Source organism: Blastococcus sp. SYSU D00669, assembly GCF_054050715.1.
In genome coordinates, this window is record NZ_JBJGZV010000013.1 from 32,110 (window position 1) to 58,562 (window position 26,453).

The following is a 26,453-nucleotide window of genomic DNA, read 5'->3' on the forward strand; positions in this document are numbered from 1 at the left end:
CCCGGTCCGGCGCCGGGGGCGGGACGCCCCGCCCCCGGCGCCGGACCCGCACCCCGGAGTGCCCCATGCCCGCTCCCCGCAGCACCCCGGCGACGCTCGTCCCGCCGGCACCCCCGCGGGCCCCCGTCGTCCCGGCGCCGCCCCCGGCCCCGGCCGCGGCGGCACCCCGCCGCCGTCCGGTGCGCCGCCGGCTGGGGCCCTGGCTGCTCCTGGTCCCCGCGCTCGTGCCGATCGCGGTGGGCCTCGGCTACCCGCTCGCCCGGCAGTTCGTGCTCTCGTTCCAGGAGTACGGGCTGGCCCAGCAGTTCGGCCGGCCGGCCGAGTGGGTCGGGCTGGACAACTACGTCGAGCTGCTCACCGACTCCTACGTGTGGAGCGTGATCGGCCGCTCGATCGCCTTCTGCCTGGTCAACGCCGGGCTCACCATGGGCATCGGGTTCGGCCTCGCCGTCCTCATGACCAAGGTCGGCCGGTTCTCGCGGATCACCCTGCAGGTGGGGCTGCTGCTGGCGTGGGGCACGCCGGTGCTGGCCACGCTGACCGTCTGGCAGTGGCTGTTCGACTCCCAGTACGGCGTCGTGAACTGGGTGCTGGCCGAGGTGCTCGGCTTCGACGGCATGCGCCAGCACTCCTGGCTGATCGAGCCGTGGTCGTTCTACCTGCTGGCCACGGTGATCGTCGTCTGGATGAGCGTCCCGTTCGTGGTCTTCTCCGTGTACGCCGGCCTGCTGCAGGTGCCGGAGGAGTGCATGGAGGCGGCCGAGCTCGACGGCGCCAGCTCCTGGCAGCGGCTGCGGCACATCGCGCTGCCGATGGTGCGGCCGGTCCTCACCGTCGTGGCCCTGCTGCAGGTCATCTGGGACCTGCGCGTGTTCACCCAGATCTACGTCCTGCAGAAGGCCGGCGCCCCCACCCGGGAGACGCACCTGCTGGGCACCTTCATCTACTCGCTGGCGAAGGAGTTCTCCATGGCCGGGGCCATGGCCACGATCATGCTGGCCATCACGCTGGTCCTCACCGTCTTCTACATCCGCCGGATGCTGCGGGAGGAGGACGCATGACGACCGCCGTCCGGGGGAGACGGCGGGGTGCCGGCCGCCGGCTGCTCGGCGTGCTTGCCGTCGCCGTGGCCCTCGTCTGGGTCTTCCCGATCTACTGGATGGTCAATTCCGCGTTTCTGCCGACCAATCGGCTGCGCACCCCGGAGCCGACCTTCTTCCCGCTCGACGGGACTCTCCGGAATTTCCGGCAGGTCCTCACCGACTCCACATTCTTCGCGTCTTTCCGGGTGTCCCTCGCGGTCACCGCCCTGACCCTCGTCGCCGCCATTCTGTTCGCATTCCTGGCGGCGCTGGCGATCAGCCGTTTCCGCTTCCGCGGGCGCAAGTCGTTCATCGTGCTCGTCCTGGTCGTGCAGATGATCCCGGCCGAGGGCCTGTTCATCTCCCAGTACCAGGTCCTCGACGGGTGGCACCTGGTCAACGCGATCGCCGGGCTGTCGCTGGTCTACGTCGCGGCGATCCTGCCGTTCACGATCTGGATGCTGCGCGGCTTCGTCAGCGGCGTCCCGGTCGAGCTGGAGGAGGCCGCCATGGTCGACGGCCTGTCGCGGACGGCGGCCTTCTTCCGGATCACGTTCCCGCTGCTGGCGCCCGGGCTGGTGGCTTCGGGGGTGTACGGGTTCCTGCAGGCCTGGAACGAGTACACGCTGGCGCTGGTGGTCATGACCGACCCGGCGCAGCGCACGCTGCCGCTGTGGCTGCAGGGCCTGGTCGAGGCCAACCGGGCCACCGACTGGGGCGTGGTCATGGCCGGCGCCACCCTCATCTCGGTCCCCGTGATCGTCTTCTTCCTGGTCGTGCAGAAGCGGATGAGCGCCGGGCTCGTCGCCGGGGCGGTGAAGGGGTGACCGCGGACCGCTGGTCGGCCGGCCTGGACATCGGCGGCACGAAGGTCCTCGGGGTGCTGCTCGACGACGACGCGCGGGTGCGCGCCACCGCCCGGGTCTCGACCCGGCCCGGCGCTGACGGCGTGGTCGCCGCCGCGGCCGAGGTGGTCGCCCGGCTGTGCGCCGGCGCCGGGCTGGAGCCGGCCGCCCTCGCCGGCGTCGGCGCCGGGGTGCCGGGCCTGGTCGACCCGGTCACCGGCCGGCTGACGCACGCGGTCAACCTCGGCATCTCCGACGAGGAGGTCGAGCTCGCGCCGACGCTGGGTGCCCGCCTCGGCGGCGTGCCCGTCGTCGTCGAGAACGACCTCAACGTCGCCGCGGTCGGTGCCGCGCGGGTGCTCGGGCTGGCCGGTGACCTGGCGTTCCTGGCGCTGGGCACCGGGGTGGCCGCCGGCCTGCTGCTCGGCGGCGAGCTGCGCCGCGGGCACCGCGGCGCAGCTGGGGAGATCGGGCACGTACCGGTCGACCACGCCGGCCCGCTGTGCCCGTGCGGGCAGCGCGGCTGCCTGGAGCTCTACGCCTCGGGGACGGCGATCGACGCGGCCTGGCCCAACCGCGACGGCCGGCCCACCGCGGTCGACCTGTTCGCCGCGGCCGCCGAGGGCGACCCGCGGGCGGGGCGGGTGCGCGACGCGTTCGCCGACGCGGTCGCCGCCGCGGTGCGCCTCCTGGTGCTGACCTGCGACGTCGAGCACGTCGTCCTGGGCGGGGGCGTGGCCGAGGTCGGGACGCCGCTGCTCGACGCGGTCGCCGCCTCGGTGCGCCGGCAGGCCGCGGGCTCGGCGTTCCTGCGCAGCCTGGCGCTGGCCGACCGGCTGCAGGTGGTGCCGCAGGAGGTGCCGGTGGCCCCGATCGGGGCCGCGCTCACCGTCCGCGGGCTGGTCCCCGCGGGGACCTGACGTGGAGGTGGTGCTGCTGCCCGACGCCGGGGCGGTCGGCCGGCTGGCGGCGGCGAAGGTGGCGGCCGTGGTGCGCCGCCGGCCCGCCGCGGTCCTGGGTCTGGCGACCGGCTCCTCGCCCGAGGGCATCTACGCCGAGCTGGCGCGGCAGGTGGCCACCGGGGAGCTGGACCTCTCCCGCGTCATCTGCTTCGCGCTCGACGAGTACGTGGGCATCCCGGCCGACCACCCGCAGAGCTACGCGGCGGTGCTGCGCCGGACCGTGGTCGGGCCGCTGGGTCTGGACCCGGGGAAGGTGCACGTGCCCGACGGCCGCGCCGCCGACCTGGACGCGGCGGCGCGGCGGTACGAGGAGGCGATCGCCGCGGCCGGCGGCGTCGACGTGCAGATCCTCGGCATCGGCGCCAACGGGCACATCGGCTTCAACGAGCCGACGTCGTCGTTCGCCTCGCGCACCCGCATCAAGACGCTCGCCCCGCGCACGCGGGGCGACAACGCGCGCTTCTTCGCCTCGCCCGACGAGGTGCCGACGCACTGCCTCACCCAGGGGCTGGGCACCATCCTCGACGCGCGCGAGCTGGTGCTGGTGGCGCAGGGGGCGGCCAAGGCCGACGCGGTCGCGGCCGCGGTGGAGGGGCCGCTGGCCGGCGTCTGCCCGGCCTCGGCGCTGCAGCTGCACCCGCGGGTGAGCGTGGTCGTCGACGAGGCGGCCGGGTCACGGCTGCGGCTGGCCGACTACTACCGGCACACCTACGCGCTCAAGCCGGACTGGCAGCGACCCTAGAGCCGGCGGCCCAGACGGCCTGGACGCTCCAGCCGTCGTCGAGGACGACGGCGTCGGCGGCGTGGCCGGGGGCCAGCCGGCCCAGGCGGTCGTCGAGGCCCAGCACGCGCGCCGGCGTGGCGGTGAGCGCGGTGACGGCGGCGACCGGGTCGACGCCCGCGCGGGTCGCGGTGCGCAGCGCGGCGTCGAGGGTGAGCGTGGAGCCCGCGAGCGTCGTCGTCCCGGCCAGGACGGCGACGCCGTCGCGCACGGTGACGTCGAGCCCGCCCAGCCGGTGCTCCCCGTCGGGGCCGCCGGCCGCGGCCATCGCGTCGCTGACCAGCGCGATCCGCCCGGGGGCGCCGGCGAACAGCAGCCCGGCGACCACCGGGTGCACGTGGTGCCCGTCGAGCACCAGCTCGAGGACGACGCGCTCGTCGGCCAGCGCCGCGCCGACCGGACCGGGCGCGCGGTGGCCGAGGCCCGGCATGGCGTTGAGGGCGTGGGTGAGCAGCCGGGCGCCGGCGTCGACGGCCCGCGCCGTCAGGTCCAGGTCGGCCTCGGTGTGCCCGACGGCGACGGTCACGCCGGCGTCGGCGAACCACCGGACGGCGTCGAGGCCGCCGGGCAGCTCGGGGGCGAGGGTGACCGACCGCAGCACCCCGCGCCCCGCGGCGAGCAGCCGGTCGACCACCTCGGGCGTCGGCGCGCGCAGGTGGCGGGGGTCGTGGGCGCCGCAGCGGGCCGGGGCGAGGAACGGCCCCTCGAGGTGGGCGCCGAGCACGAGCGGGTCGTCGAGCGCGGCGACGGCGGCCAGCGACGCCTCCAGCTCCTCGACCGGGCGGGACACGAGGCTGACCAGCGAGCGGGTGGTGCCGTGCCCGCGGTGCACGGCGAGCGCGGCCCGCACCGCGTCGGCGCCGTCGTCGAACGCGTGCCCGCCGCCGCCGTGGACGTGCAGGTCGACGAAGCCGGGCACGAGCCACGCCCCGGCCAGGTCGACGGTCTCGTCGGCCGGCGGCGGAGCGCCGGTGCCGGTGGCGGCCACGAGGGCGCCGTCGAGCAGCACCCAGGCGTCGTCGACCCGCCCGCCGGCGTCGAGCAGGCGTGCCCCGGAGAGCGCCGTGGTCACCGGTGCAGCGCCTCGGCGGCCGCCTGCGTGCAGACCCGGGCGGCGCCGTGGGTGGCCAGCGCCGGGCCGGGGACGAGGGCCAGGTCGTCGGGCATGCCGACGGCGACGGTGACCGCGTCGGGCCGGGCCTCGGTGGCGCGGCGAAGCCACTTCTCCTGCCAGGGGCTGCGGTAGGCGTCGCGGACGACGACCACCAGCGGTCGGCCCTCGGCGCGGGCGAGCACCTGCTCGACCGGCGGCTCGCCCTCCCGCACGGCGACCACCTCGGCGAGCAGGCCGAGGTCGGCCAGCGGGCCGGCGAGGCCCCACGCCGCGGCGCCCACGGCCATGCTGGCCCCGGCCCGCAGCTCGGCGACCACGGCCGGGGCCGGCAGCGCCACCTCGCCGCGGCGGTGCAGGGCCGCCCGCGCCGCGCGGAGCCCGACCCCGCCATCGGGCCGGGGCGCGGGGCCGGCGACCCGGGCGCGCAGGGCGGCCGCCCGGCCGGCCGCCTCGACCAGCCGGTCCTCGGTCAGCCGGCCCTCGCGCAGGTGCCGCTCGACCGTCCGCCGGATCGCGGCGCAGTGCTCCGCGCCGTCCTCGGCCCCGACCAGCAGCAGGTCGGCACCGGCGGCCAGCGAGAGCGCGGCGGCCTCGGGGATGCCGTGCCGGGCCCGGACCCCGGCCATGTCGAGGGCGTCGGTGACGACGGCCCCGGCGAAGCCCAGCTCGTCGCGCAGCACGTCGACCAGCAGCCGGCGGCTGAGCGTGGCCGGGCGGTCGTCGAGGGCGGGGAAGACGACGTGCGAGGTCATGATGGCCTCGACGCCGGACTCGACCACGGCCCGGAACGGGGGCAGCTCGCGGGCGCGGAAGCCGGCCTCGTCGACGTCGACGACGGGCAGCCCGAGGTGCGAGTCGACGGTGGTGGCGCCGTGGCCGGGGAAGTGCTTGGCGGTGGCGGCCACGCCGGCGGCGCGCAGCCCCCGGACGTACGCGGCGCCGTGCCGCGCGACGAGGCCGGGGTCGGCGCCGAACGAGCGGACGCCGATGACCGGGTTGCGCGGGTCGCTGTTCACGTCGACCGACGGCGCGAGGTCGAGCGTCACCCCGGCCCGGCGCAGGTCGGCGCCGATCGCCGTCGCCACGGCCTCGGTGAGCGCCTCGTCGTCGGCCACCCCCAGGGCGAGGTTGCCCGGGTACCCGCTGCCCACCCGGTACTCGAGCCGGGTGACGTCGCCGCCCTCCTCGTCCAGGGACACCAGCGCGTCGGGCGACACCGCGCGCACCGCGGCGCTCAGCGCGGCCACCTGGTCGCTCCCGTCGACACCGGGCGGGAGGTTCTGCCCGTACACGCAGATCCCGGCGAGCCCCTCGTCGAGCGCTTTCCGCACCCATTCCGGGAGGGTTGCGCCGTCGAATCCGGGGATGAGGCAGGAATTCACCAGCCGGTCGAGATCGGACATGCCCTCTGCTCTCCGTCGTCCATTTCCGGGACCGGTGGGAATCCTCGCACGAATGCGACGAGGAATGGGCGGGGAAGCGCAGGAGGGCGGCTCGTGCTCATGGGGTTGACGAGTAGCGTCAGCAGAGGCTAACGTTAGCACACACCGACGGAACGAGCAGAGGAGACAGCCATGGGTGCACCGGTCGCGTTCTTCGAGGTCACCAGCCCCGACCACGAGCGGGCTCAGCGGTTCTACGGGGAGCTGTTCGGCTGGCAGGTCGCCGCCGACCCCGGGATGGGCGGCTACGGCCTGGTCGACACCGCCGCGGGGGAGGGGGCCATCGGCGGCGGCATCGGCCCGGTCGAGGAGCAGGACAGCCCCGGCGTGCGCATCTACGTCCGCGTGGACGACCTCGAGACCTACCTGCAGCGGGCCGAGCAGCTCGGCGGCACCCGGCTGGTGCCCCCGACCGACCTGCCCGGCGGCTACGGGACGTTCGCGATGTTCGCCGACCCCGACGGCAACGCCGTGGGGCTCTGGGGCTGACGGCCGTGGCCCGGGGGGACGCCGCGGCGGCCGAGCCGCTGGACGAGGCGATGCGCGCGCTGGCCGAGCCGCGGCGCCGCGCCATCCTGCGGCTGGTCGCCCACGACGAGCTGGCGGCCGGTGAGATCGCCGCCGCCTTCGACGTGACCCGGACGGCGGTCAGCCAGCACCTCACGGTGCTCAAGACCGCCGGCCTGCTGACCGAGCGCCGCGACGGCACCCGGCGGCTCTACCGCGCCCGGCCCGAGGGCCTGGCCGGGCTCCGCGAGTTCCTGGAGGAGATGTGGGGCTCCTCGCTGGACGTCGCCCGCCGTCTCGTGGAGGAGGACCGCACCTCCGGCGGCGACGTCCGGCAGGATCCGCGACCGACCCGGACCGGCACCGGTCCGGCGCGCAGAGAGGGCACCCGATGACCCGACCCGCCGAGCTCCCGGACGACCCGGCCCCCGCGACGGTGCTGCCGCTGCGCCGCCCGCCGGTCCGGCAGTCGACGGTGGTGCGCAGCGACCAGGCGCACACCTTCGACGTCTTCGTCGCCACGATCGGCACCTGGTGGCCGGTCGAGCCCTTCTCCGGCGGCGGCGACCGGGTGCGCGACGTGACCTTCGAGCCGCAGCCCGGCGGGCGCGTCTACGAGACCTGGGACGACGGCACGACCGTCGACTGGGGGACCGTCCTCGACTGGGAACCACCCCACCGGTTCGTCATGACCTGGCTGGTCACCGGCGCGGCCACCGAGGTCGAGCTCACCTTCACCGCGCTGTCGCCGGCCGTGACCCGCGTGGCCGTGGAGCACCGCGGCTGGGAGGCGCTCGACCGCGCCGAGCTGTCGGCGGACTGCGCGCTGCCCGGTGGCTACACCGGCGGCGCCTTCACCCAGGGCTGGGCCACGATCCTCGGCCGCTTCGCCGACGCGCTGGAGGGGGCACGGTGACGCAGCACTTCCTCTACAAGCTCCTCCCGCCGCGGCCGGACTTCGCGTTCACCATGGCGCCCGAGGAGGCCGCGGTCATGGCCGAGCACGGCCGTTACTGGGCCGGTCTGCTCGAGGGCGGCAGCGTCGTCGTCTACGGCCCCGTCGCCGAGCCGACCGGCGCGTGGGGGATGGCGGTCGTCGAGGCCGACGACGTCGCGGAGCTGCACCGGATCCGGGAGGCCGACCCGGCGGTCACCTCCGGCACCTGCACGGCCGAGGTGCACCCCATGATCTCGGCCTTCGTCCGGCCCCGCCCGGACGTCGCACCGTCGTCCTGACCCCGGTACGAGGACGGCCCCGCGGCTCTCGCCGCGGGGCCGTCCGCCGGCAGTGCCCGGATCAGCGGCGGTCGTGGTGGCCGAGGGCGTCCCCGCGACCGGCCGGGTTGGCCGCGCCCTGGGCGTTGTTCTTCACCGAGGCGGTCGCCATGGCGAAGGTGAGGATCGCGTGCGCCGTGGCGTCGTACATCTCCTCCAGAGCCGTCCGGTTGACGTTCGAGGTGGTCCCGTTCCACTCCAGGGCCCCGCCGTACGCCGCGTTGATCGACTGGTAGAGGGCGGCGTCGGCACCGTCCCCGACGGGATCGAGGCTGTCGCAGGCCGCGTGGTAGCAGGGGTCGAAGGCCACGCCCGCGACCCCGCCGAACAACTGGGCCTCCTCCTCGGTCTTGATGTCCTCCGCCCCGGTGAACAGGCCGCCGGCGGGGATCCCGGCCGAGATGAAGGCGTCGTAGTCCGAGCGCCCGTCGAAGGCCGTCGGCAGGGTGGCCAGACCCTCCGCCGCGAACCACGACTCGAAGACCGCCTCGATCGACTCGCTGCCGTTCGGGCCGGTGATCCCGAAGCCTGAGCCGTCACCGTCGTAGATGAACCGGCCGTAGTTCGGCGAGCCCACCATGTCGAAGTTGAGGTAGAGGTCGATCTGGTTCAGCTGCGGCCGGGACAGGCTGTCCACGTAGTGCTGGGAGCCGACCAGGCCGGCCTCCTCGGCGCCCCAGAACGCGAACCGGACGGTGTTGGTCGGCTGGATGCCCAGCTCGGCCATCCGGAGCGCGATCTCGAGCAGCACGGCGGAACCGGACCCGTTGTCGTTGATCCCCGGCCCCTCCGGCACCGAGTCGAGGTGGGCGCCGGCCATCACCGTCTGGTTGTCCCGGCCGGTGGGCGTCTCGGCGATGAGGTTCGACGTGGGGACGTCGAGCTCGATCTCCGTCTCCGTCCGCAGGCGGACCTGGACCTCGGCCGTCTTCGTCAGGTCCCACAGCTCGTCACCGATGAGGTAGGACGTGCCGACGACGGGGATGGCGACGTCAGCCTGGTCGCCGAGGGTGGGGTTGAGCGTGTCGTTCCGGTCGGCGACGCCGATCGTGCCCTCGTTGTAGATGATCACGCCGTCCGCCCCGGCGGCCTCGGCGTTCTCCGCCTTGACGACGAAGTCGCAGGTGCCCCGCTGGACCAGGGCGATGCCTCCGTCCGGGAAGCCGGTGAAGTCGGCCGCCTCGCAGCCGCTGGTGGACGTGCTGGCGGTCGCGGTCGGCTCGACGAGGTCCACCGGCACGACCGGGGCGGTCACGTCGCCGCTGCCGGAGTACTCGGCGGTGAAGAAGTCCGTGCCCTCGGCGTAGGTGCGTGTGGTGGGGGAGAGCCGCTCGAAGACCGGGGCGGACAGTTGTCGGAACGAGTTGAACGTGAAGTCCTGCCGGGTGACCACGTAGCCCGCGTCTTCGAGCAGATCTGAGATGTAGGTCAGCGATGCGTCGTAACCGGGCGTCCCGCTGGCTCGGGTACCGCCGTTGTTGTCCGCGATCTTCTGGAGCTCCTCCAGGTGCTCCATGACGACGCTCGCCGACTCCGGGTCGGTCAGGGGCGAGGTGTCGGTCCCGGGCGCCGCGGTGGCGCTGGTCGCCGTCACGGTGATCATGGCCGTCGCCGCGGTGACGACCGCGAGCGTCCTGCTGGTGCGTGGCACGTTCTCTCCCGCCGTTGGGTGGACCCGGCGGGCAGCCCCCTTCCGCCCCCGTTCTTCCGGAGGCTGTCGCCGGAGGAACGCCGTCATCCTGTGCGCCGGCTGTGAGGAAGCTCAAGGGGTGCGGGTGAAATTCCTGAACGGCGCAGGTCACGTTCGCGCCGCCCCGGCGTGTCGGTGGCGTCCTGACCCGTCGCTCACCCGCGGGAGACGACGCCGAGGGGCGCGGCGTCGTCCAGCGTGGGGGGATGACCGACCCCGAGGTCCGGCGCGCCCTCCCGCTGTGGCTCACCGTCGTGCTGGGCGTGGCCGGAGCCGCCGTCGCCGTGTGGGGCATCCGGGCCGGGGCGCCGGTCCTGGCGCCGGTCCTGCTCGCGTTCGTGCTCACCGTCGTGGCGCAGCCGCTCGTCGGCGTGCTGGCCCGACGGGGGGTGCGGCGCGGCCTCGCGGTCGCGGCGGTGGTGCTCGTCGTCGACGGCGGCCTCATCGCCTTCTCGCTCGCCGTCGTCGTCTCGGTCGGCCAGCTGGCGACCGTGCTGCCGCAGTACGCCGACGAGTGGGACAAGATGCTCGACGGCCTCCGGTCGGCCCTGAGCTCGGCGGGGATCGGCCGCGACCAGGTGGAGCAGGCGCTCTCGTCGATCCAGCTGAGCGACGTCGTCGACGTGGTGGGCGGGTTCCTCGGGACCGTGGTCGGGTGGCTCGGCGCGTTCGTCCTCGTGCTGGCGACGGCGCTGTTCATGTCCGTCGAGGGTGCCGGGCTGCCCGAGCGGCTCGCCCAGGTGCCCGGCACGAGCCGGCTGCGCGCGGCGCTCGGCGAGTTCGCGCGGAACACCCGGAGCTACCTGGTGGTGACGACGGTGTTCGGCTTCGCCGTGGCCGTGGTCGACACGATCGCACTGCTGGTCCTCGGCATCCCGCTGGCGCTGCTGTGGGGGCTGCTGTCGTTCCTCACCAACTACGTGCCCAACATCGGGTTCTTCCTGGGGCTGGCCCCGCCGACCCTGCTCGCGCTCCTGGTGGACGGCCCCGGCACGGCGCTGCTCGTCGTGCTCATCTACTCGCTGGCGAACTTCGTCCTGCAGTCGGTGGTCCAGCCGGTGGTGGTCGGCGACACGGTCGGCCTCTCGGTCACCCTGACCTTCCTGTCGGTCATCGTCTGGACCCTCGTCCTGGGGCCGATGGGCGCCGTCCTGGCGGTCCCGCTCACCCTCTTCGTGCACGCCGTGCTCGTCGTGCAGGACCCCGAGCGCCGCTGGGCGGCGGTGCTGCTCGCCGGGGTGTCGGGAGGGCGACCACCGCGCACCCGCCGCACGCACCGGCCGAGGACGGCGGAGTCCCCCGCCGAGCCGCCGACCGGGGCTCCCGCGGAGAGCGGGGAACCGACGCCGGCCCGCGAGTGAACGCCCGGCAGCCCGGCGACCGTCACCCCGCCGTGCGGGCCGGGACGCCGGTCCCCGCGGTGGCCGCGTGCGCGGGCTCGAGCAGGTGCAGCTCGCGGGCCCGGCGGACGGCCTCGTTGCGGCGGGTGACGCCGAGCTTGCGCAGGATGGCGCGGACGTGCGTGCGCACGGTGTTGATCGAGACGAACAGCGCGGCGGCGATCTCGGCGGTGGACAGCATCTCGGCCAGGTGCTGCAGCACCTGGAGCTCACGCGAGCTGAGCTCGGCGACAGCCGCCGGTGGCCGCGCCGGCGCGGCCGACCCGACGGCGTGATCGGGAGGACGGCGCGGCGCGGGGATCGCCGCTGCGGTGGGGTTCAGCCAGGCGCCTGCGGCGGCCAGCGCGGGATGGGCGCGCATCAGCGGCCGCAGCTGCGCGGGCGCGTCGAGGAACGGCCGCCGCAGTCGTTCCGGCGCCGCCGTCCGCAGGGCCTGCTCGAGCGTGGCGACGGCGATGGGGGTCCGGCCGACGGCGGCGGACCAGCAGGCGCGGGCCACGGCGTCCTCGACCGCAAGCCCGAGCGGCAGCGGGCCGCCGGTGTCGGGCCGCCCGTCGGCGACGCCCCCGTCGTCGGAGAGGAGGCCGCACGCCGCGGCGGTGGACCGCAGGACCGCCGCGCGCGGGACCTCCGCAGGCAGTCGGGCGAGCAGGGCCAGCGCCGTCGGGCCGTCGCGGCGCGCGAGGTGGAGCCGAACGGCTTCGGCGAGGACGTGCTCGCGCACCCAGCCCGGGACCCCCGGCAGGTCGAGCGACGGTCCGAGGAGGCGCGCGGCGGCGTCGAGCTCGCCGCGGGTGCGCCGCAGCCGGCTCCAGCACGGCACGCAGCGGGCCGGTGACGACGGCGTCGCCGGCGCGCTGCGCGGCCCGGGCGAGCCAGCGGTGGGCCGGGGCCAGCTCGTGCCGGTCGAGGTGGACCCAGGCGGCGGCCACGGCAGCGGCGGCGGCCCGGTCGGCCTCCGGCACCCGGCGTCCGTCGGCGAGCGCCTGGTGATCGGCCGCCAGCTGCGCCGCCCGGCGCAGCCGCCCGGCCAGCGCCTCCCTCAGGGCCAGCTCGGCCAGGCAGCGGGCGCTCGGCCCCGGGGCGTCCGCGGCCAGTCCGGCGGTCAGGGCGCGGCCGACCGCGTCGCGCAGCGCTCGTTCGGGCGCGTCGCTGTGCAGCAGGGCGGTGGCGTGGCCGGTGGCCAGCACGGCGGCGAGCTGCGACCGCTCCAGGGCCCGCGCGGCGGGCAGGTCCGCGACCAGGGTCTCCGCGGCCTGCGCGGCGGCGCGCACCGGGGAGGGGACGGGGCCGGCGGCCGCCGCGACGGCGCAGACGACCGCCGCGCAGGCCCGCAGCGCGGGGCGGGTGCGGGGATCGCCGGCGGCAGCGGCGGCCGTGCCCACGTCCGCGGCCTCGGCCGGCCGGTGCCCGCCGAGCGCCGCGGCCGCGCGCAGCACCGCCGCATCGGGCCCGCCGGCGGCTGCCGGTCGCGGTGCGGCGCCCGCGCCCTCGCCGAGCAGGCGGGCGACGGCCAGGTCGTCCACGAGCAGACGGGCCGCGAGCGCCTCGTCGCCGGCGGCGAGAGCGTGGTCCACCGCGGCCGGCAGGTCGCCGGCCGCGGCGTACCGGGCCGCGCACGTCCGGTGTCCGGCGGCGTACGCACCGGGGTCCTCGTGGGCCAGCTGCGCCTGGAGCAGTTCTCGGAAGAGGCTGTGGATGCGGAAGCCACCGGGAGCGCCCGGTGCCCGCTCGACGAAGGCGTTCGCCGCTGCGAGCGGCGTCAGCACGCGACCGCTGCCGGACCGACCGGCCAGCCGGTCCACCAGGTCGGGCCACAGCTGGTCGGTGACGCTGATCCGGAGCAGGAACCTGCGGACGCCGGCCGGCTGCCGCTCGAGCACCTCCGTGACCAGGTACTGGGCGACGCTGCCCTCGTCGGCGGCGAGCGACGCCAGCAGCCGGTCGGGCTCCGTGCCCCGGGCGAGAGCGGAAGCGGCCAGCCGCAGGGCGGCCGCCCACCCCTCGGTGCGTCGCTGGAGCGCCGCGGCGACCTCGGCCGGCACGGGAACGCCCAGCGAGGCGAGCAACCTCCCGGTCTCCTCCGCGGTGAAGGCGAGCGCGTCGGTGCGGATCTCGGTGAGCCGGTCGTCGAGCCGGTAGCGGTGCAGCGGCAGCAGCGGGTCGGCGCGGGCGCACAGCACCAGCCGCAGCCGCGCGCCGGCGTGCCGCACGAGCAGGTCGAGGTCGCGGATCAGCTCACGGTCGGTGAGGCTGTCGGCGGCGTCCAGGACGAGCACCACCGGCTGCGCTCGCGCGGTCAGCGCCGCGGCCACCTGCGACGGCCAGGCCCCCGGGATGAGTCCGGCCGGGCCCGCCCCGGCCAGGTCCACCCCGGTCTGCCGCAGCGCCGCCACGAGGTGCGCCCGGAAGGCGGCGGGGTCGTCGTCGCCGGCGTCCAGCGACAGCCAGGCCACGCGGCCGCCCTGCTGCTCCCGCAGCCACGAGGCCGCGAGGACGGACTTGCCCGAACCGGCGGGTCCGGCCACCAGGGTCACCGGCGTGGTCGCCACCCCGTGGGTCAGCGCCTGCAGGAGCCGCGGTCGGAGCAGCGGTGGGAAGCCCAGCTGCGGTGGGGAGAGCTTGCTCGGCAGCAGCACGCTCCCCGTCCGGTCGGCGACGTGGTGCTCGGGCCGGGGGCGGCGCGCCCCGCCGGTCGGATCAGGCGGTCGGGACATCGGTCGGCTCCACTGCCCGCCGCACCGGACGGCCGTTGCGACGGGCGCTGCTCGAAGGGGAGTGCGGTCAGGCGGTGCCCTGTAATCTCGGCCACAACCGAGTCGATTCGACACAGGGCGGTGGACGCGGGGCAGGAGACCCTGGACCGGTGGCCAGGCCCTCGGGGGTGGGACGGTCAGAGCAGCCCGAGGTCTCGTGCGCGGGGGACCACGTGCTTCCGGTCGGTGGCGCCCAGCTTGGCGCGGAGGCGGTGGATGCGGGTGCGCGCGGTGTTCGGGGAGACCGACAGGGCCGCGGCGATCTGCGCGGTCGACCGGCCCGCGGCCATCAGGCGCAGCGCGTCGAGATCCCGGGCGGAGAGGACCGGCCTCCGGTCGTGGTGGCCGTCCGCGGGCGGGTCGTGCATCGGTGCGCTCCGTTCCTCGCGCCCGCGCCGGTGCCGGCCGCTCCCGGTCCGGTGCGAGGGATCCTCTGCAGCACCCCGGGAACCGGCGGCCGGCTCGGGCGGCGCGGTCCGGGGTGCCGCCACGGTAGGAAGTCGCAGGTCGGACCGCTTTCCCGATGCGGCCGCTCCGCTTGCGCATCCGGGCCACCAGCGGGAGGAGCCGGGGTGGACCGCCTCGTCCGCTACGCCGCGCTGACCGGCTACCCGGAAGTGGCCCGCTCCGTGGGCCTGGACCCGGCACGGCTGATGGCCGAGGAGGGGCTGGACCTCGACGCGCTGGCCGACCAGGACCGGTGGATCCCCGCGGTCCCGGTGGCCCGGCTGCTGGAGCGCTCGGCGGCGGAGTCCGGCCGCGAGGACTTCGCCCTCCGGATGGTGGGCTACCGGCGGCTCTCGGCGCTCGGACCGCTCAGCGTGGTGGTGCGGGAGGAGCTCGACCTGCGCAGCGCGCTGGACCTGCTGATCCGCTACGAGCGCGCCTACACCGGCGTCATGGACCTGCGGCTCGTCGAGGCCGACGGGCTGGCCACGGTGCAGGTCTGGCTGGACTTCGGCGCGCCGGTCCCCGTCCGGCAGTTCCTCGACGGCACCACCGCCGTCGTGGTCAACGTCATCCGCGGCCTTGCGCGGGCCGACTGGCAGCCGCTGTCGGTGGTGTTCGCCCACGGCCCGCCGGCCGATCCCGGCCGCTACCACCAGGTGTTCGGCCCGGGCCTGCGGTTCGACCAGCCGTTCACCGGCGTGGTCTTCCCGGCGCGCGACCTGGACCTGCCCACGGTGACCGCCGACCCGAACATGCGGGCCTACGCCCGCCGGCTGCTCGAGACCGTGCCCGCCCCCCGGCCGGCCGGCCCGTCCGAGCAGGTCCGCTCGATCGTGGAGGTCCTGCTGCCCACCGGCCGCTGCTCGCTGGTGCACGTCAGCCGCTCGCTCAACGTCCCACCGCGCACGCTGCGACGGCACCTGGCCGAGGACGGCGAGACATTCTCGACGATCGTGCAGGCCACCCGCGCCCGGTGGGCCGAGCGGTACCTGGCGAACGACACCTACTCGCTGGCCCGGATCGCGCACCTGCTCGGCTTCGCCACCCCCAGCGCGTTCTCCGTCTGGTTCCGCGGGCAGTTCGGCACCACCGCCACCGAGTGGCGCCAGCGCACGCATCCGGGACCGCTGCCCCGCCCGTCGCTGCGGGACGAGGTCGGGGATCGTGGCTGACGCCGCCGACCCGCCGGCAACCGGGGCGGGCCGGTCGGCGTTCCCGTGGGCGGTCTTCGCGCTGGCGTTCGCCCTGCTGCTGTCGGACTTCATGTGCCGGCAGGTCTTCGTGGCGGTCTTCCCGCTCCTCAAGGCCGAGTGGGCGCTGAACGACACCGAGCTCGGCGCGCTCAGCAGCGTGGTCGCGCTCACCGTCGCGCTGCTCACCGTCCCGCTGTCGGTGCTGGCCGACCGCCGCGGCCACCGCCGCGCCGTCCTGCTCATGGCCGGGCTGTGGAGCCTGGCCACGCTGGGGTCCGCACTGGCCGCCGGGTACGGGCAGCTGCTCGGCGCCCGCGTGCTCGTCGGCGTCGGCGAGGCCGCCTACGGCAGCGTCGGCCTGGCCATGGTGCTGGCGGTCTTCCCCTCCCACCGGCGCGCCGTCCTGGCGGGGGCGTTCACCGCCGGCGGCTCGTTCGGCGCCGTCCTCGGGATCTTCCTCGGCGGGGTGCTGGCCGCGCGCTTCGGCTGGCGCCCGGCCGTCGCGGCGATGGCCGCGATCGGCCTCGTGCTGCTCATCGCCTTCAAGGTGCTGGTCACCGACGACCGGCTCGCCCGCCACGCCCAGCCCGATCCGGCCGACGGCCCGGCGGGCGGGCGCGCGCGGGCGCCGCTGTCCGCGGTGCTGTCCCCTCCGGCCGTGCTCTGGGTCTACCTGGGCAGCGGGCTGCAGCTGTTCCTCGCCGGATCCCTGGTCGCGTGGTTGCCGAGCTACCTCCAGCGGGCCTACGCGCTGCCGGCCGGCACCGCCGCCGGGCTCGCCGCCGCCCTGCTGCTGCTCATGGGCGTCGGCATGATCGCCTGCGGACTGCTCACCGACCGGCTCGGTCGCACCCGGTCCGCGCGCCGCTGGACGAGCGCCATCTGCTACGCCGCGACGTCGCTGGTCCTCCTCGGCGCGGGCTTCTCCCTGCCTGCCGGGCCGGCGCAGCTGGTCCTGATCGGCGCGGGGGCGTTATTCACCGCCGGCACCGTCGGACCGGCCGGTGCCCTGGTGGCGCAGATGGCCCCCGCGTCGGTGCGCGCCAGCGCTCTCGGCGTGCTCGCGATGGCGAACAACCTGCTCGGTCTGGCCGCCGGCCCGGTGGTCACCGGCGCCCTCGCCGACCGGCTCGGCCTGCCCGCCGCGCTGCGGTGGGCGCCGGTGGTCTCGGTCCTGGCCGTCGGCGTCCTCCTCGTCGGGCGTCGCGCCCACGCCGCCGGCGGGCGCGGCGTCGCCCCCGCCACCTGACCCCCGCCGGCATGCGGTGAGTGACGGGAGTCGAACCCGCGAGTGAGGCCGGTCCCGGGCCTGGTGGCCCGACGAATGCGCAGGCTATGCGTTTCCTCGGACGTCGTGGAGCGGTCCTGAGCGGTCTCGACCGGTCCGGAGCGGTCAGTTGCCCCCCGATCCGCCCCCCAGCGCCCGAGTGCCTGCAGCGACGGCAGGGGAGCCCGAGCCGGCCCGTCCCGGTGCCACCGGGGCAGGTGAGCACCCGCCGGTGATTGCCCCCGGTGCGGGCCGCCGGACAGGTCCGCGGGTGATCGACGAGCAACTCGCCACCCTCCGCCGCTACGACCGGGCCGAGGTGTCGCAGATCCTGAACATCAAGGAGACCTGGCCGAAGAGGTGGGTCACCGCCCGGTGCATCCCGCACCAGCGCAGCGGCGACCCCGACGGCGTCCAGCAGCGCGGGGTGTGGTTCACCTGGGACGACATCCTGGCGATCGGCCAGATGCTGCCGGAGCTCATGACGGAGCGTCAGGCGAAGCGGGCTGCGGCCGCCGACGCGCACTCCGCGGCGCCGGACGCGGCGCAGCCGCTCACCGACGACGTACTCGACAGGTGGGCCAGCATCGGTCTGCGCGGACAGGGGCTCCACCCGGCGAGGCCTTCGCTCCTGACGGGTTGCGGGCTAGCGTCGGCGGAGCCGGTGCTGCCGCCGGCGGGTCAGCCACGGCCCACGAGCGGGAACCGCAGGAGCCGAATCGTGCCCGTCGACACCTTCGAGTTGTCCACCCGCGAGCCGGACGTGGCCCAGGCCGTGCTGACCGAGCTGTACCGGCTGGAGCGCCCGCTCGGGTTCTCCGGGGTCGACCGGTCGTTCTCGTGCCAGATCCGCTTCGCAGCGGCCGGGGACCTGGGCGCTGACCGTCTGCGCTTCTCGGCGGCCCTGCGCTGCGCGGTGCCCCCGCTGGACGTCTTCATGGTGGCGAGTCCGGTGGCCGGGGCGAGCCGGTACCTCGTCGGCCGGGAGCAGGTCGCCATGCGGCCCGGTGTGCTGTTCCGGTGCCCGACCGGCGTGCCGTTCGCCAACGACTGGGACGACGTGGACATGAGCACCGTGCGGCTGCCGCTGGCGGTGGTGGAGCGGGTAGCCGAGGAACAGCTGGGCGTACCCGCGGCCGGTCTGCGGTTCGACGGGACGAGCCCGGTGTCCGAGCCGATGCGCCGCACCTGGCTCGGGCTCATGCGCTTCGTCCACCAGCAGGTCACCGACCCCACCTCCGGCGTGACCCATCCGCTGGTCGCCGCGCAGCTGGCCGAACTGATGGCCGCGACCGCGCTGGCGACGTTCCCGAACACCTCCATGACCTCGGACCACCTCCCCGGCCCCGGTGCGGTGGCGCCGGCGGTGCTGCGCCGGGCGGTGGCGTTCGTCGACGGGCACGCCTCGCTGCCGATCACCGTCACCGACATCGCCCGCGCCGCCGGAGTCGGTCCGCGCGCGCTGCAGCTGGCCTTCGCCCGCCACCTCGGGCTGAGCCCGACGGCGTACCTGCGGCGGGTGCGGCTGGAGTGCGCGCACCGGGAGCTGCAGGCCGCCGACCCCACCACCGGCGACACCGTCGCGGCGATCGCCCGGCGCTGGGGGTTCGCCAGGCCCGACCGGTTCACCGTCGCCTACCGCGCCGCCTACGGTGTCCTGCCCAGCCACACCCTGCGCACCTGAGCGCCGGGGCATGAGCCCATCGGAGGAACGCGTCATGGCCACCGGGACCCCCATCCCACCGCGGCGCTTCCGGTTCGCCACGGCCGACCGGATGGAGGCCAGCGACTTCCTCGACCGCGCCTACGGGGCACGGCTGCGGCTGGGCGGCTTTCCTGACACCGGCCCGCTGGTGGCCCTCGACCAGGTACAGGCCGGAGCGCTCACCCTCGTCAACTTCCGGCTGGCGTCCGATCTCGTCTTCGAGGCCACGGGCCAGGACGACGTCATGATCAACACCGTCCTCGACGGGAGCATGGTCTACGACAGCGGCAAGGCCGGCCACGGCTTCCGGCCCGGAGACGTCGGCATCGGCAACCACCCCCACATGAAGGACCTGGTGGCCCGATCCCACGCCCTGCACCTGCACACGGTCGGCCTGCCGGCCTCCCTGCTCACCGAGGTGGCCGGCATTGACCCCGCGCAGGACGGCTCGTCGTGGGAGCTGCTGTCCCTGCGGCCCGTCGACGGCGGCGACGGACGGTGGCGCCGGACCACCCGGTTCGTCGACGACCTGCTCGCCGAGCCCGAGACCGCCGCGTCGCCGCTGCTGCTCGGGCCGGCCGCGCGGCTCCTCGCGGCCACCGCCCTGACGATCTTCCCGAACACCGCCGTCGCCGAGCCGGCGGCCGCCGACAGCCTCGACGCCCACCCCGGCACGCTGCGGCGCGCGACCGAGTTCATCGACTCGCACCCCGACCTCGACATCAGCGTCGCCGACATCGCCCGCGCCGCCTACGTCACCCCGCGGGCGGTGCAGCTGGCCTTCCGCCGGCACCTGGACACCACCCCGACCGCCTACCTGCGCCAGGTGCGGCTGGCCCAGGCGCACCGTCAGCTACGCGACGCCACCCCCGGGGACGGAGTGACCGTCACTGCCGTCGCCGCCCGCTGGGGGTTCACGCCCAGCCGGTTCACCGCGCACTACCGCGCTGCCTACGGGGTGACCCCCAGCTCCACCCTGCGCACCTGAGCGGTGGCCGCCGGCCGCCCGCAGCCGGCGGGCCTCCACGCCCCGGCGCAACACCTCTGCCCGCTGCTGGCAGGCGCCGGCCTCGGCAGCGAGTTCGCGCGCACGCCGGTGGGCCCGCTCGGCCTCGGCGTGGCGGGCGGCCGGCCGGACGGCTGACGGCCAGCCGGGACGCTCGCCCGGCATCCGGCACTCGCTCATCGCACCCACCCGGTTTCTCCGGCCCCGTCCCTCGACGGTGCCGAGCGCAGCCGGGCGCACCTGCCCTGGGCGACGCCCACTGGTTGGAGCACCGGCCGCGCTCGCACGCCGGCCGCGCTCGGCACCGGCTGCCACTCAACGGCCGGCCGCCGGCACGGGCCACGGATGGGGGTGCTCGCTGCGCACCGTGGGGGTGTCGGTTCGCGTCCCGGCGACCCCGGGGGTCAGTCGACGGCGGCCTCCAGCGCAGCTGCCCGCGCCCACGTGTGCAGCGCCTCCCGGCGTTCCTCAGCCGCGAGCCGGCGCACCCACGCCGCCCGGTCGCGGTACCGCTGGGGTGCATCGGCGGTGCCGGCGGCGTGCTCCGCGGTGAACGCGACGTGTTCGTAGGTCAGTGCCACCAGCGCGGCGGTCGCGGCGGCCGCCCGGATCGCCTCGACGGACTGGCGCCCGGCCGCAGTCCGCCGACAGCTGAGCGGGGACCGCTGGGGTGCCGCCGTCATGGGGTGAGCGTGCGCGGCCGACCACCGGCCGGCTATCCCTTGAGGCGAACGGCACACCGCGCGGACTCGCCCGGAAACGAAGCACGCCGCCGACGTCGGACGAGGCCGCCGACTCGGGCGAGGCCGCGCCACAGCGCTCAGTGCCGGGGACTCGGCGAGGTGGGGAAGACGGAGGCGGCCTGCGGCCCAGTCAGATGCGGTCGAGGATGGTCAGCACGTCCGGGTGGCCGGCGACCACCATCGGGGCCAGGTCGCGGAGCTTGACGTTGAGCGCCTGGCTGAGCCGGGACAGCCGGTCGAACGCGTCGTCGGCCGAGCCGCCGGTGCGGGCGATCAGCACCCCTTTGGCCTGGTCGATGACCGCCCGGGAGGTCAGCGCCCGTTCCAGGTTGGCCGCCAGCTGTGAAAGAGCGGCCCGCTCGGCGACCTCCCGCAGGATCGCGGCGACCGCCGCGGCGACCATCTCACCCAGCCGGACGCTGCCGCCGGTGAACACGCCCGGGCGGTCGCTGTAGACGTTGAGGACCATCCACCGCTGGTCGGGCAGCTGGGCCGGCACGGCCAGCACGCTGCGCACGCCGGCGTCGGTGAGCTGGCCGCGCAGCCGCGGCCAGCGGTCGTCGGTGGTGACGTCGGTGGTGACGACGACGGCCCGCTGCTCGTAGGCGTCCTGGCAGGGGCCCTCCCCGGCGACCATCTGGTGGCCGTCGAAGACTTGGGCGACGGTGTCGTCGCTGGCCAGCAGTTGCGGTTCCATCGGCGGGCCGACGTTGATGCTCAGCGCGGTGGCGCCGGGTACCGCGCCGCGGACGACGGTGACGATCCGGTGCAGCAGCCGCTGCTCGTCCCCGGCGTCCAGCGGCAGCAGGACCAGCTCGGCGAACGCCTGGGCCATCGCCATCCCCGCGCCGCCGGCTTCGCCGGCCGCCGGCTCCGCGGCCACCGGCTCGGTGGCCGCCGCCTCACCGGCCGGGGACAGCGCGGCCGGGCTGCCGGTGGCAGGCGCCTCGATGCCCAGCCAGCGCAGCACCGCCGACCCCGGCGAGGTGCCCTCCGGCCAGCCGAACAGCCGAACCGGCCGGGCCCGCCCGTCGCGGCCGTGGAAGGTGACGTCGACCTGGACCTCGCCGCGCTCGCCGGTGGCCAGCACCGACAGCGCCCGGCGCAGCGGGCCGCGGTCGGCCAGCTCGACCGAGGCGAGCAGCACCCGTCGGGCCAGCCGGGCCGCGGGCAGGCCGAGCAGCTGCGCCGCGGCGGGGTTGCCGTGCAGGATCCGCCCATCGGCGTCGGTCTGCAGCAGTGCTACCGGCAGCGTGTCGGCCAGTTGGTGTTCCCGGCGCCGCTGGTCGGTGGCCAGGAGCTCTGCGATCGTTTCCTGCTGGGTGCGCAGCTCCTCCTCGGCGACCCGCAGCTCCTCGTAGGCGACCTCGAGCTCGCCCAGCGCCTCCGACAGCTGCTCCTCCCGTGCCGGCGGAGCGCCCCGGAGCCGTCCCAGCGCGGCGGCGATGACGGCGGAGTCCACCTGCGTCGGCGGTTCGGCCACGGTGCCCTCCCCGCGAGGCGGGATGTCCGCGCGGAGCTCGCGCGCCACCGCAGCGTACGGCCGCCGGTGCCGATGCGGAGAGCGCCGTCGAGCCCACCGCATCGACCCGGCGACTCGGCGCATCGGCGGCTCGCCGGCCGCACCGGCTCACCGGCGCCGGAGCACCGCCGGTGGAGGCGGCGCGGGGACCGGCCACCTCGGTCGGGCATCGCATACCGGCGCAGCGTGGGCCGTGCCCGCCGGTGCCCCGCGCGATGCGGCCGACCTGAGCGGCCGCGGGCGCCGCCCCGGCCAGAGGGCTACCGTGAGGATGGGTCGAAGGCCCGGCCCGCTCCGTGCGTGACGCTGCGGACTGGGATGCCTCGGCGATGGTCGCTGGGTGCCTGGGCGATGGTCGCGGCGCGCGTTCGAGTCGAGGACGGGCCGTGCCGCCGACGATGATCCTCACCGCCCCACCGGAAGCCCTGCCCACCCGGCCTACGCCGTCGGTGACCGGACTGCTGGTGGCTCTCGACATCCCGGCCGGGCGGATCGCGCTCACCGGCGAGCTGGACCGGGAGACCTGCCCCCAGGGAAGGGGGCAGCGGCGTCCCGATTGCCGTCGCGGACGGCGCCGGAACGGATGAAGGCCCTGGTCAGCGAACTGACCAGGGCCTCCACCGCGTGGGGTGAGTGACGGGACTTGAACCCGCGACACCCAGGACCACAACCTGGTGCTCTACCAACTGAGCTACACCCACCACGTCCTCGCGCGGCCGGGGCCTGACGGGGATCCAGGGGCAAGGATACCGGAGGCACTCAGCCCTCCGACGCGGCCTCCCGGGCCTCGCCGGCGGCCAGCAGGCCGGCGTAGGAACCGACCACCTCCGCCGCCGCGCCCTGCGCCTGGTCGGTGGTGGGCCCCGGCAGCGGCACGAACAGCGTCCGGCGGTAGTAGGCCAGCTCGCGGACCGACTCGATGATGTCGGCCAGCGCCCGGTGGGCCAGGCCCTTGGGCGGCTGGGCGAAGTACACCCGCGGGAACCAGCGGCGGGCGAGCTCCTTGAGCGAGGAGACGTCGACCATCCGGTAGTGCAGGTGGTCGTCGAGCTCGGGCATGTCTCGGGCGAGGAAGCCGCGGTCGGTGCCGATCGAGTTGCCGCACAGCGGCGCGCTGCGCCGCTCGGGCACGAACCGCTTGATGTAGGCGAGCAGATGCTGCTCGGCCTCGGCGAGGGGGAGGGTCGAGGCGCGGACGGCGTCGGTGAGCCCCGACTTCGCGTGCATCTCGGCGACGACCTCGGTCATCCCGTCGAGGACGTCGTCGGGGGCGCTGATGACCAGGTCGAGACCGGGGTCGAGGGGGTTGAGCTCGGAGTCGGTGACCAGGACGGCGACCTCGATCAGCTTGTCCTTGCCGAGGTCCAGCCCGGTCATCTCGCAGTCGATCCAGACCAGGTGTCCCGCGCTGTCAGCCACGTGGAGCGAGACTACGCACCGCCGGAACCGCTCGCCCGCCTCTAGCGCACCACCTGCCACTGCGCCACTCGAGAGTGTCGGAATCCGGGCGCCGCGACGCTAGGGTCGGTCCACCGAGTCCACGAGCTCACGGGGAGTTCTGCGTGTCCGCACCATCCACCCCTGCCGCGACCGCGCGTGCGGTGCCGCCGGCCCCGGGGTCCCTGGGCAGGGCACTGGCCCACCCGTTCGCGTCGTTCAAGTGGCTGTGGCTGGCCTACATGACCCCCGGGCGCCCCGGCCGGCCGGTGAGCCAGACCGAGCTGCGGTGGATGTACACCGGGTGGCTGTTCGCCTTCCTGCTCAAGATGCTCGGCTCGTCGTGGGACGTCTCCTGGCACTTCAAGTGGCTGCGCGACGACCTCGCCCCGCCGCACCTCCTCAACTCGGTGGGCACCGCGGTCGTCATCGGGCTCGTCGTCGCCCACAGCTACAGCGGCTACGCCGTCGACCGGCGGGCGCTGCGGCTCATGCAGTGGGGCATCGCGCTGTTCCTCTTCGCGATCCCGCTCGACATCGTCAACCACCGGCTCTACGGCCTGGACATCACCAGCTGGAGCCCCACGCACGCCGTCCTCTACCTCGGCACCGCCGTGATGCTGGCCGGCGCGATCCGCGGCTGGTGGCTCTACGCCGAGCCGGGGCGCACCAAGGACCTGATCTCGCTGGGGCTCTGGCTGTTCTTCGTGGAGAACGTGCTGTTCCCCAACCAGCACCAGGAGTACGGCGTCCTCTCGCTGCGCGACTACGCCGCGGGCCGGACCACCGCCGAGCCGCAGCTGCTGGACTTCGCCGCCTCGCAGGGCGACAGCCCCGCCGAGTTCATGCTGCCGGTGCCCGCCTGGGTGCACCCCACCTGGCTGGTCCTGGCCGGGCTGCTGTCCCTGCTGATCGCCCGCAAGGTGGTCGGCCTCCGGTGGACGGCGACGATCGTCGCCGGCGGCTACCTGGCCTACCGGTGCATCGCCTGGCTGGCCCTCGTCGGCGGCGACTTCCCGCCGTCGGTCGTCCCCTTCGTGCTGCTCGTCGGCGCGGTCGCGATCGACCTCGCCGTCACCTACCGCCTGCCGGGCTGGGTGGCCGGGCCGCTGGTCACCGCGGCGGTCTACGGGGCGGGCGCCGGCCAGTCGGCGCTGGACCTCCTGCCGCCGTGGAACTGGTGGTCGCTGACCTGGGTCGCGGTCGGCTTCGGCGTGCTGTGGACCGCCGTGGACCTGATCGCCCGCAGCGCCTGGTACGCCCGGTGGAAGCAGACCGTGGAGCCGTACCGCGAGGCGCAGGACACCCCGGTCGCCGTCGGTACCGGCGGCGCGACCGGCGTGTAGCAGAGGGACCGCCCCGTCACATGACGTAACGTCGAGGGGCCACAGCTCGCCCGGCGAGGGGTGCACCCCGACGACCCGGGCGCAGCGGACCGGCGCCGGCGCGCGCCCGCCCGACCCCCGAACCGACCCGCCGGAGGACGACGTGCTGCCCCTCACCCCGACGCCGTTGCAGACGGCGGGGGAGCGTGCGCTCTTCGCCGAACTGGCCCGCTGGGACACCGGCGGCGCGGTGCGGGCCGCGGTCGTGGCGTCCCTGCCGTTCAGCGACGGCGCGCTCGGCCGCCGGCTCTCCGACGCCGTCCTGCTGGTGCCCGAGGGCCTGGCCGTCGTGCGGATCGCCGAGGTGCCCAAGCAGAGCGGCGTGGTGACCGCCCGCCCCGACGGCGCCTGGACGATCGGCCCGGGCGCCGGCCCCGGCGACGTCCTGCACCTCGGCGGCGGCGGCTCGACGCCGCTCGACGGCCTCATGCGGGCCGGCATGGAGGCGGCCATGCGGCTGCGCCGGGCCGGCCTGGAGCCCGGGCGGATCGCCCGGTTCACCGTGCTGGTCGGCGAGCTCGGCGGCCTCGTGCCCGAGGACGGCGACCTGGGGGAGGGTGACCAGGTCGCGCTGCTGGAGCCGCGCTCGCTGCTGCTCGGCATCGCCCGGGCCAGCCGGTACTCCGGCGTCGACAACCCGCGGCTGTGGACCACCGCCGACGTCCGCGCCGCCCTGGAGGCGCTCGGCCTCGAGGGCCGCGGGCCCACGGTCGAGGAGCTCAACGGCGAGGGTTTCCCGTACTCGCCCTACGTGCTGCGCCGGCCGGAGCTGCTCGCCCCGGCCGCCATGACCGCGGGGTCGACCGCGCCGCCGCCGGTGCACCCGGCCGAGATCGCCGAGGCGCCGCCGTCCCCGGTGGCCGCCGCGGTCGCCGCGCAGGCCGCCGCCCGCGCCGCCGCGGCGCCGGTGGCAGCCCCGCCGGTCCAGCCGGCCCCGCCGCCCGTCGTGCCGCGGCCGGCGCCGGCCGCCGACCCCTTCGCCGGCGTGCCCGCCCGCGACACCATCGCCGTCGGCGCCCGGCCGGAGCCCCCGGTCGACGAGACCGGCGGCATCGGCGGCCTGTTCGCCGGCGCCGAGCCGGACGAGCCCCCGCCGCCGGCCCCCGCCCTGCCGCCCGTCCCGCCGCCGACCGCGGTGCAGCAGGTGCCGGCTCGGCCGCAGGCGCCCGCGGCCGTGCCGCCGCGGACCGCCGTCCACACCGCTCCGGTCCAGGCCCCGCCGCCCCCGGTGCCGCCGTCCTCCGCCGCGGCCGCCCGCTCCCGGCGCACCGCGCTGCTGATCGGCGCCGCCGTCCTCGTGGTCGCGCTGCTGGTCCTCGGCGGGGTGCTGCTGCTCGGCGGCGGGGACGACGACCCCGGCGGCGGCCCGACCGCCGCCGGCTCCTCCACCCCCGCGGCCCAGACCTCCCCGGCCGGCCCGGAGCCGGGCGCCACGCAGCAGGTCGGCGGCGTGACGTTCACGCTCGAGGCCGTCCAGGTGACCGACACCTGCCTCGGGCACGGCTACGGCGACGTCGGCGACTCGTTCGCCACCACCGACTGCGTGGGCCTGTCCCGCGGGCTCTACTCGGCCTCGCTCGAGGGACGGCCGATCGTCGTCGCCGTGTCGCACGTGCGGATGCCCGACAGCGCGGCGGCCCGCGAGCTGCGCGCGCTCGCCGACACCACCGGCACCGGCAACGTCAGCGACCTGCTGCGCGACGGGGTCACCTACGACGGCGCCCCGGCCGAGCTCGCCGACGCCGAGTACGCCAGCGCGGTGAGCGGCGCGGTGGTCACCATCGTCGAGACGGCGTGGGCGGTCCCCGAGGCCGCCGTCGACGCCGGTGGCCTCGACGCGGCGGCCAGCAGCGGCCTGGTCCTCGAGCTGCCCGACCCGCCGACCGCCTGA

Annotated in this window: 24 protein-coding genes and 1 tRNA gene; 15 read left to right on the forward strand and 10 right to left on the reverse strand. The window is 75.9% G+C overall.

The annotated features are described in order from the left end of the window. The first annotated feature begins 65 nt into the window (after positions 1–65). From ACI8AF_RS11265 to nagB, 4 genes are read left to right on the forward strand one after another with little or no spacing between them, the layout of a single operon-like run. A complete protein-coding gene (locus ACI8AF_RS11265; protein WP_456539792.1) occupies positions 66–1,061 on the forward strand; it encodes a carbohydrate ABC transporter permease in 996 nt (331 codons plus the stop codon). Beyond that, positions 1,058–1,909: a carbohydrate ABC transporter permease gene (locus ACI8AF_RS11270; RefSeq protein WP_456539793.1), complete on the forward strand. Its 852-nt coding sequence runs from the start codon at positions 1,058–1,060 to the stop codon at positions 1,907–1,909. The genes ACI8AF_RS11265 and ACI8AF_RS11270 overlap by 4 nt, the downstream gene beginning before the upstream one ends. Beyond that, entirely contained in the window at positions 1,906–2,847 is a 942-nt protein-coding gene (locus ACI8AF_RS11275) for an ROK family protein (RefSeq protein WP_456539794.1), read from the forward strand. Before ACI8AF_RS11270 ends, ACI8AF_RS11275 begins: the two co-directional genes overlap by 4 nt. 1 nt (position 2,848) lies before the next feature. Then, positions 2,849–3,631 (forward strand): glucosamine-6-phosphate deaminase, encoded by a 783-nt coding sequence (gene nagB / locus ACI8AF_RS11280; RefSeq protein WP_456539795.1) that lies wholly within the window; start codon positions 2,849–2,851, stop codon positions 3,629–3,631. On the opposite strand, the gene nagA is transcribed toward nagB, so the two are convergent. Then, positions 3,606–4,742 (reverse strand): N-acetylglucosamine-6-phosphate deacetylase, encoded by a 1,137-nt coding sequence (gene nagA / locus ACI8AF_RS11285; protein ID WP_456539796.1) that lies wholly within the window; start codon positions 4,740–4,742, stop codon positions 3,606–3,608. The two genes, nagB and nagA, sit on opposite strands and share 26 nt — an antisense overlap. Then, complete coding sequence (locus tag ACI8AF_RS11290) at positions 4,739–6,187, reverse strand: glycoside hydrolase family 3 N-terminal domain-containing protein (RefSeq protein WP_456539797.1); 1,449 nt, start codon at positions 6,185–6,187, stop codon at positions 4,739–4,741. Before ACI8AF_RS11290 ends, nagA begins: the two co-directional genes overlap by 4 nt. Before the next feature lie 171 nt (positions 6,188–6,358). Between ACI8AF_RS11290 and ACI8AF_RS11295 the strand changes: the two genes are divergently transcribed. From ACI8AF_RS11295 to ACI8AF_RS11310, 4 genes are read left to right on the forward strand one after another with little or no spacing between them, the layout of a single operon-like run. Next, positions 6,359–6,715, forward strand: coding sequence for a VOC family protein (locus ACI8AF_RS11295; protein WP_456539798.1), 357 nt, complete (start codon positions 6,359–6,361; stop codon positions 6,713–6,715). A gap of 5 nt (positions 6,716–6,720) precedes the next feature. Next, positions 6,721–7,128 (forward strand): ArsR/SmtB family transcription factor, encoded by a 408-nt coding sequence (locus ACI8AF_RS11300; protein ID WP_456539799.1) that lies wholly within the window; start codon positions 6,721–6,723, stop codon positions 7,126–7,128. Then, positions 7,125–7,649: an SRPBCC domain-containing protein gene (locus tag ACI8AF_RS11305; protein WP_456539800.1), complete on the forward strand. Its 525-nt coding sequence runs from the start codon at positions 7,125–7,127 to the stop codon at positions 7,647–7,649. The genes ACI8AF_RS11300 and ACI8AF_RS11305 overlap by 4 nt, the downstream gene beginning before the upstream one ends. Then, the gene (locus tag ACI8AF_RS11310; RefSeq protein WP_456539801.1) at positions 7,646–7,969 is read left to right on the forward strand and encodes a YciI family protein; all 324 of its coding nucleotides are present in this window, start codon (positions 7,646–7,648) and stop codon (positions 7,967–7,969) included. The genes ACI8AF_RS11305 and ACI8AF_RS11310 overlap by 4 nt, the downstream gene beginning before the upstream one ends. Positions 7,970–8,030: 61 nt before the next feature. Here ACI8AF_RS11310 and ACI8AF_RS11315 read toward each other — a convergent pair whose 3' ends face one another. Beyond that, a complete protein-coding gene (locus ACI8AF_RS11315) occupies positions 8,031–9,659 on the reverse strand; it encodes a M20/M25/M40 family metallo-hydrolase (protein ID WP_456539802.1) in 1,629 nt (542 codons plus the stop codon). Positions 9,660–9,904: 245 nt separating this feature from the next. Between ACI8AF_RS11315 and ACI8AF_RS11320 the strand changes: the two genes are divergently transcribed. Beyond that, on the forward strand, positions 9,905–11,059 hold the full coding sequence (locus ACI8AF_RS11320; RefSeq protein ID WP_456539803.1) for an AI-2E family transporter: 1,155 nt from the start codon (positions 9,905–9,907) through the stop codon (positions 11,057–11,059). Positions 11,060–11,081: 22 nt separating this feature from the next. Here ACI8AF_RS11320 and ACI8AF_RS11325 read toward each other — a convergent pair whose 3' ends face one another. The 3 genes from ACI8AF_RS11325 to ACI8AF_RS11335 all read right to left on the reverse strand — a co-directional run bounded on the left by ACI8AF_RS11325 (position 11,082) and on the right by ACI8AF_RS11335 (position 14,222). Further along, the gene (locus ACI8AF_RS11325; protein WP_456539804.1) at positions 11,082–11,300 is read right to left on the reverse strand and encodes a response regulator transcription factor; all 219 of its coding nucleotides are present in this window, start codon (positions 11,298–11,300) and stop codon (positions 11,082–11,084) included. A gap of 7 nt (positions 11,301–11,307) precedes the next feature. Next, the gene (locus ACI8AF_RS11330) at positions 11,308–13,815 is read right to left on the reverse strand and encodes an AAA family ATPase (RefSeq protein WP_456539805.1); all 2,508 of its coding nucleotides are present in this window, start codon (positions 13,813–13,815) and stop codon (positions 11,308–11,310) included. Positions 13,816–13,991: 176 nt separating this feature from the next. Beyond that, entirely contained in the window at positions 13,992–14,222 is a 231-nt protein-coding gene (locus tag ACI8AF_RS11335; RefSeq protein ID WP_456539806.1) for a response regulator transcription factor, read from the reverse strand. A gap of 204 nt (positions 14,223–14,426) precedes the next feature. On the opposite strand from ACI8AF_RS11335, the gene ACI8AF_RS11340 reads away from it, so the two are divergent. The 4 genes from ACI8AF_RS11340 to ACI8AF_RS11355 all read left to right on the forward strand — a co-directional run bounded on the left by ACI8AF_RS11340 (position 14,427) and on the right by ACI8AF_RS11355 (position 19,457). Beyond that, positions 14,427–15,476, forward strand: coding sequence for an AraC family transcriptional regulator (locus tag ACI8AF_RS11340; RefSeq protein WP_456539807.1), 1,050 nt, complete (start codon positions 14,427–14,429; stop codon positions 15,474–15,476). Next, complete coding sequence (locus tag ACI8AF_RS11345) at positions 15,469–16,746, forward strand: MFS transporter (RefSeq protein WP_456539808.1); 1,278 nt, start codon at positions 15,469–15,471, stop codon at positions 16,744–16,746. Before ACI8AF_RS11340 ends, ACI8AF_RS11345 begins: the two co-directional genes overlap by 8 nt. Positions 16,747–17,035: 289 nt before the next feature. Further along, entirely contained in the window at positions 17,036–18,448 is a 1,413-nt protein-coding gene (locus ACI8AF_RS11350) for an AraC family transcriptional regulator (protein WP_456539809.1), read from the forward strand. 34 nt (positions 18,449–18,482) lie between these two features. Continuing rightward, positions 18,483–19,457, forward strand: a complete 975-nt coding sequence (locus ACI8AF_RS11355; protein WP_456539810.1) for a helix-turn-helix transcriptional regulator — start codon at positions 18,483–18,485, stop codon at positions 19,455–19,457. A gap of 422 nt (positions 19,458–19,879) precedes the next feature. On the opposite strand, the gene ACI8AF_RS11360 is transcribed toward ACI8AF_RS11355, so the two are convergent. The 4 genes from ACI8AF_RS11360 to orn form a co-directional block, all read right to left on the reverse strand. After that, positions 19,880–20,158: a hypothetical protein gene (locus ACI8AF_RS11360; RefSeq protein ID WP_456539811.1), complete on the reverse strand. Its 279-nt coding sequence runs from the start codon at positions 20,156–20,158 to the stop codon at positions 19,880–19,882. 190 nt (positions 20,159–20,348) lie between these two features. Beyond that, complete coding sequence (locus ACI8AF_RS11365; RefSeq protein WP_456539812.1) at positions 20,349–21,701, reverse strand: ANTAR domain-containing protein; 1,353 nt, start codon at positions 21,699–21,701, stop codon at positions 20,349–20,351. A gap of 664 nt (positions 21,702–22,365) precedes the next feature. After that, positions 22,366–22,441 (reverse strand) — tRNA-His (locus ACI8AF_RS11370). A gap of 58 nt (positions 22,442–22,499) precedes the next feature. Next, entirely contained in the window at positions 22,500–23,159 is a 660-nt protein-coding gene (orn, locus tag ACI8AF_RS11375; RefSeq protein ID WP_456539813.1) for an oligoribonuclease, read from the reverse strand. A gap of 143 nt (positions 23,160–23,302) precedes the next feature. Between orn and ACI8AF_RS11380 the strand changes: the two genes are divergently transcribed. After that, positions 23,303–24,523, forward strand: a complete 1,221-nt coding sequence (locus ACI8AF_RS11380; RefSeq protein WP_456539814.1) for a hypothetical protein — start codon at positions 23,303–23,305, stop codon at positions 24,521–24,523. A 142-nt stretch (positions 24,524–24,665) separates the two neighbouring features. Next, complete coding sequence (locus tag ACI8AF_RS11385; protein ID WP_456539815.1) at positions 24,666–26,453, forward strand: hypothetical protein; 1,788 nt, start codon at positions 24,666–24,668, stop codon at positions 26,451–26,453.

Coding starts and splice junctions, on each gene's coding strand:
- ACI8AF_RS11360 (WP_456539811.1), bottom strand. CDS start 20,158: ATGACGGCGGCACCCCAGCGGTCCCCGCTCAGCTGTCGGCGGACTGCG.
- ACI8AF_RS11270 (WP_456539793.1), top strand. CDS start 1,058: ATGACGACCGCCGTCCGGGGGAGACGGCGGGGTGCCGGCCGCCGGCTG.
- ACI8AF_RS11265 (WP_456539792.1), top strand. CDS start 66: ATGCCCGCTCCCCGCAGCACCCCGGCGACGCTCGTCCCGCCGGCACCC.
- ACI8AF_RS11320 (WP_456539803.1), top strand. CDS start 9,905: ATGACCGACCCCGAGGTCCGGCGCGCCCTCCCGCTGTGGCTCACCGTC.
- ACI8AF_RS11295 (WP_456539798.1), top strand. CDS start 6,359: ATGGGTGCACCGGTCGCGTTCTTCGAGGTCACCAGCCCCGACCACGAG.
- ACI8AF_RS11330 (WP_456539805.1), bottom strand. CDS start 13,815: ATGTCCCGACCGCCTGATCCGACCGGCGGGGCGCGCCGCCCCCGGCCC.
- ACI8AF_RS11335 (WP_456539806.1), bottom strand. CDS start 14,222: ATGCACGACCCGCCCGCGGACGGCCACCACGACCGGAGGCCGGTCCTC.
- ACI8AF_RS11355 (WP_456539810.1), top strand. CDS start 18,483: ATGGCCACCGGGACCCCCATCCCACCGCGGCGCTTCCGGTTCGCCACG.
- ACI8AF_RS11305 (WP_456539800.1), top strand. CDS start 7,125: ATGACCCGACCCGCCGAGCTCCCGGACGACCCGGCCCCCGCGACGGTG.
- ACI8AF_RS11290 (WP_456539797.1), bottom strand. CDS start 6,187: ATGTCCGATCTCGACCGGCTGGTGAATTCCTGCCTCATCCCCGGATTC.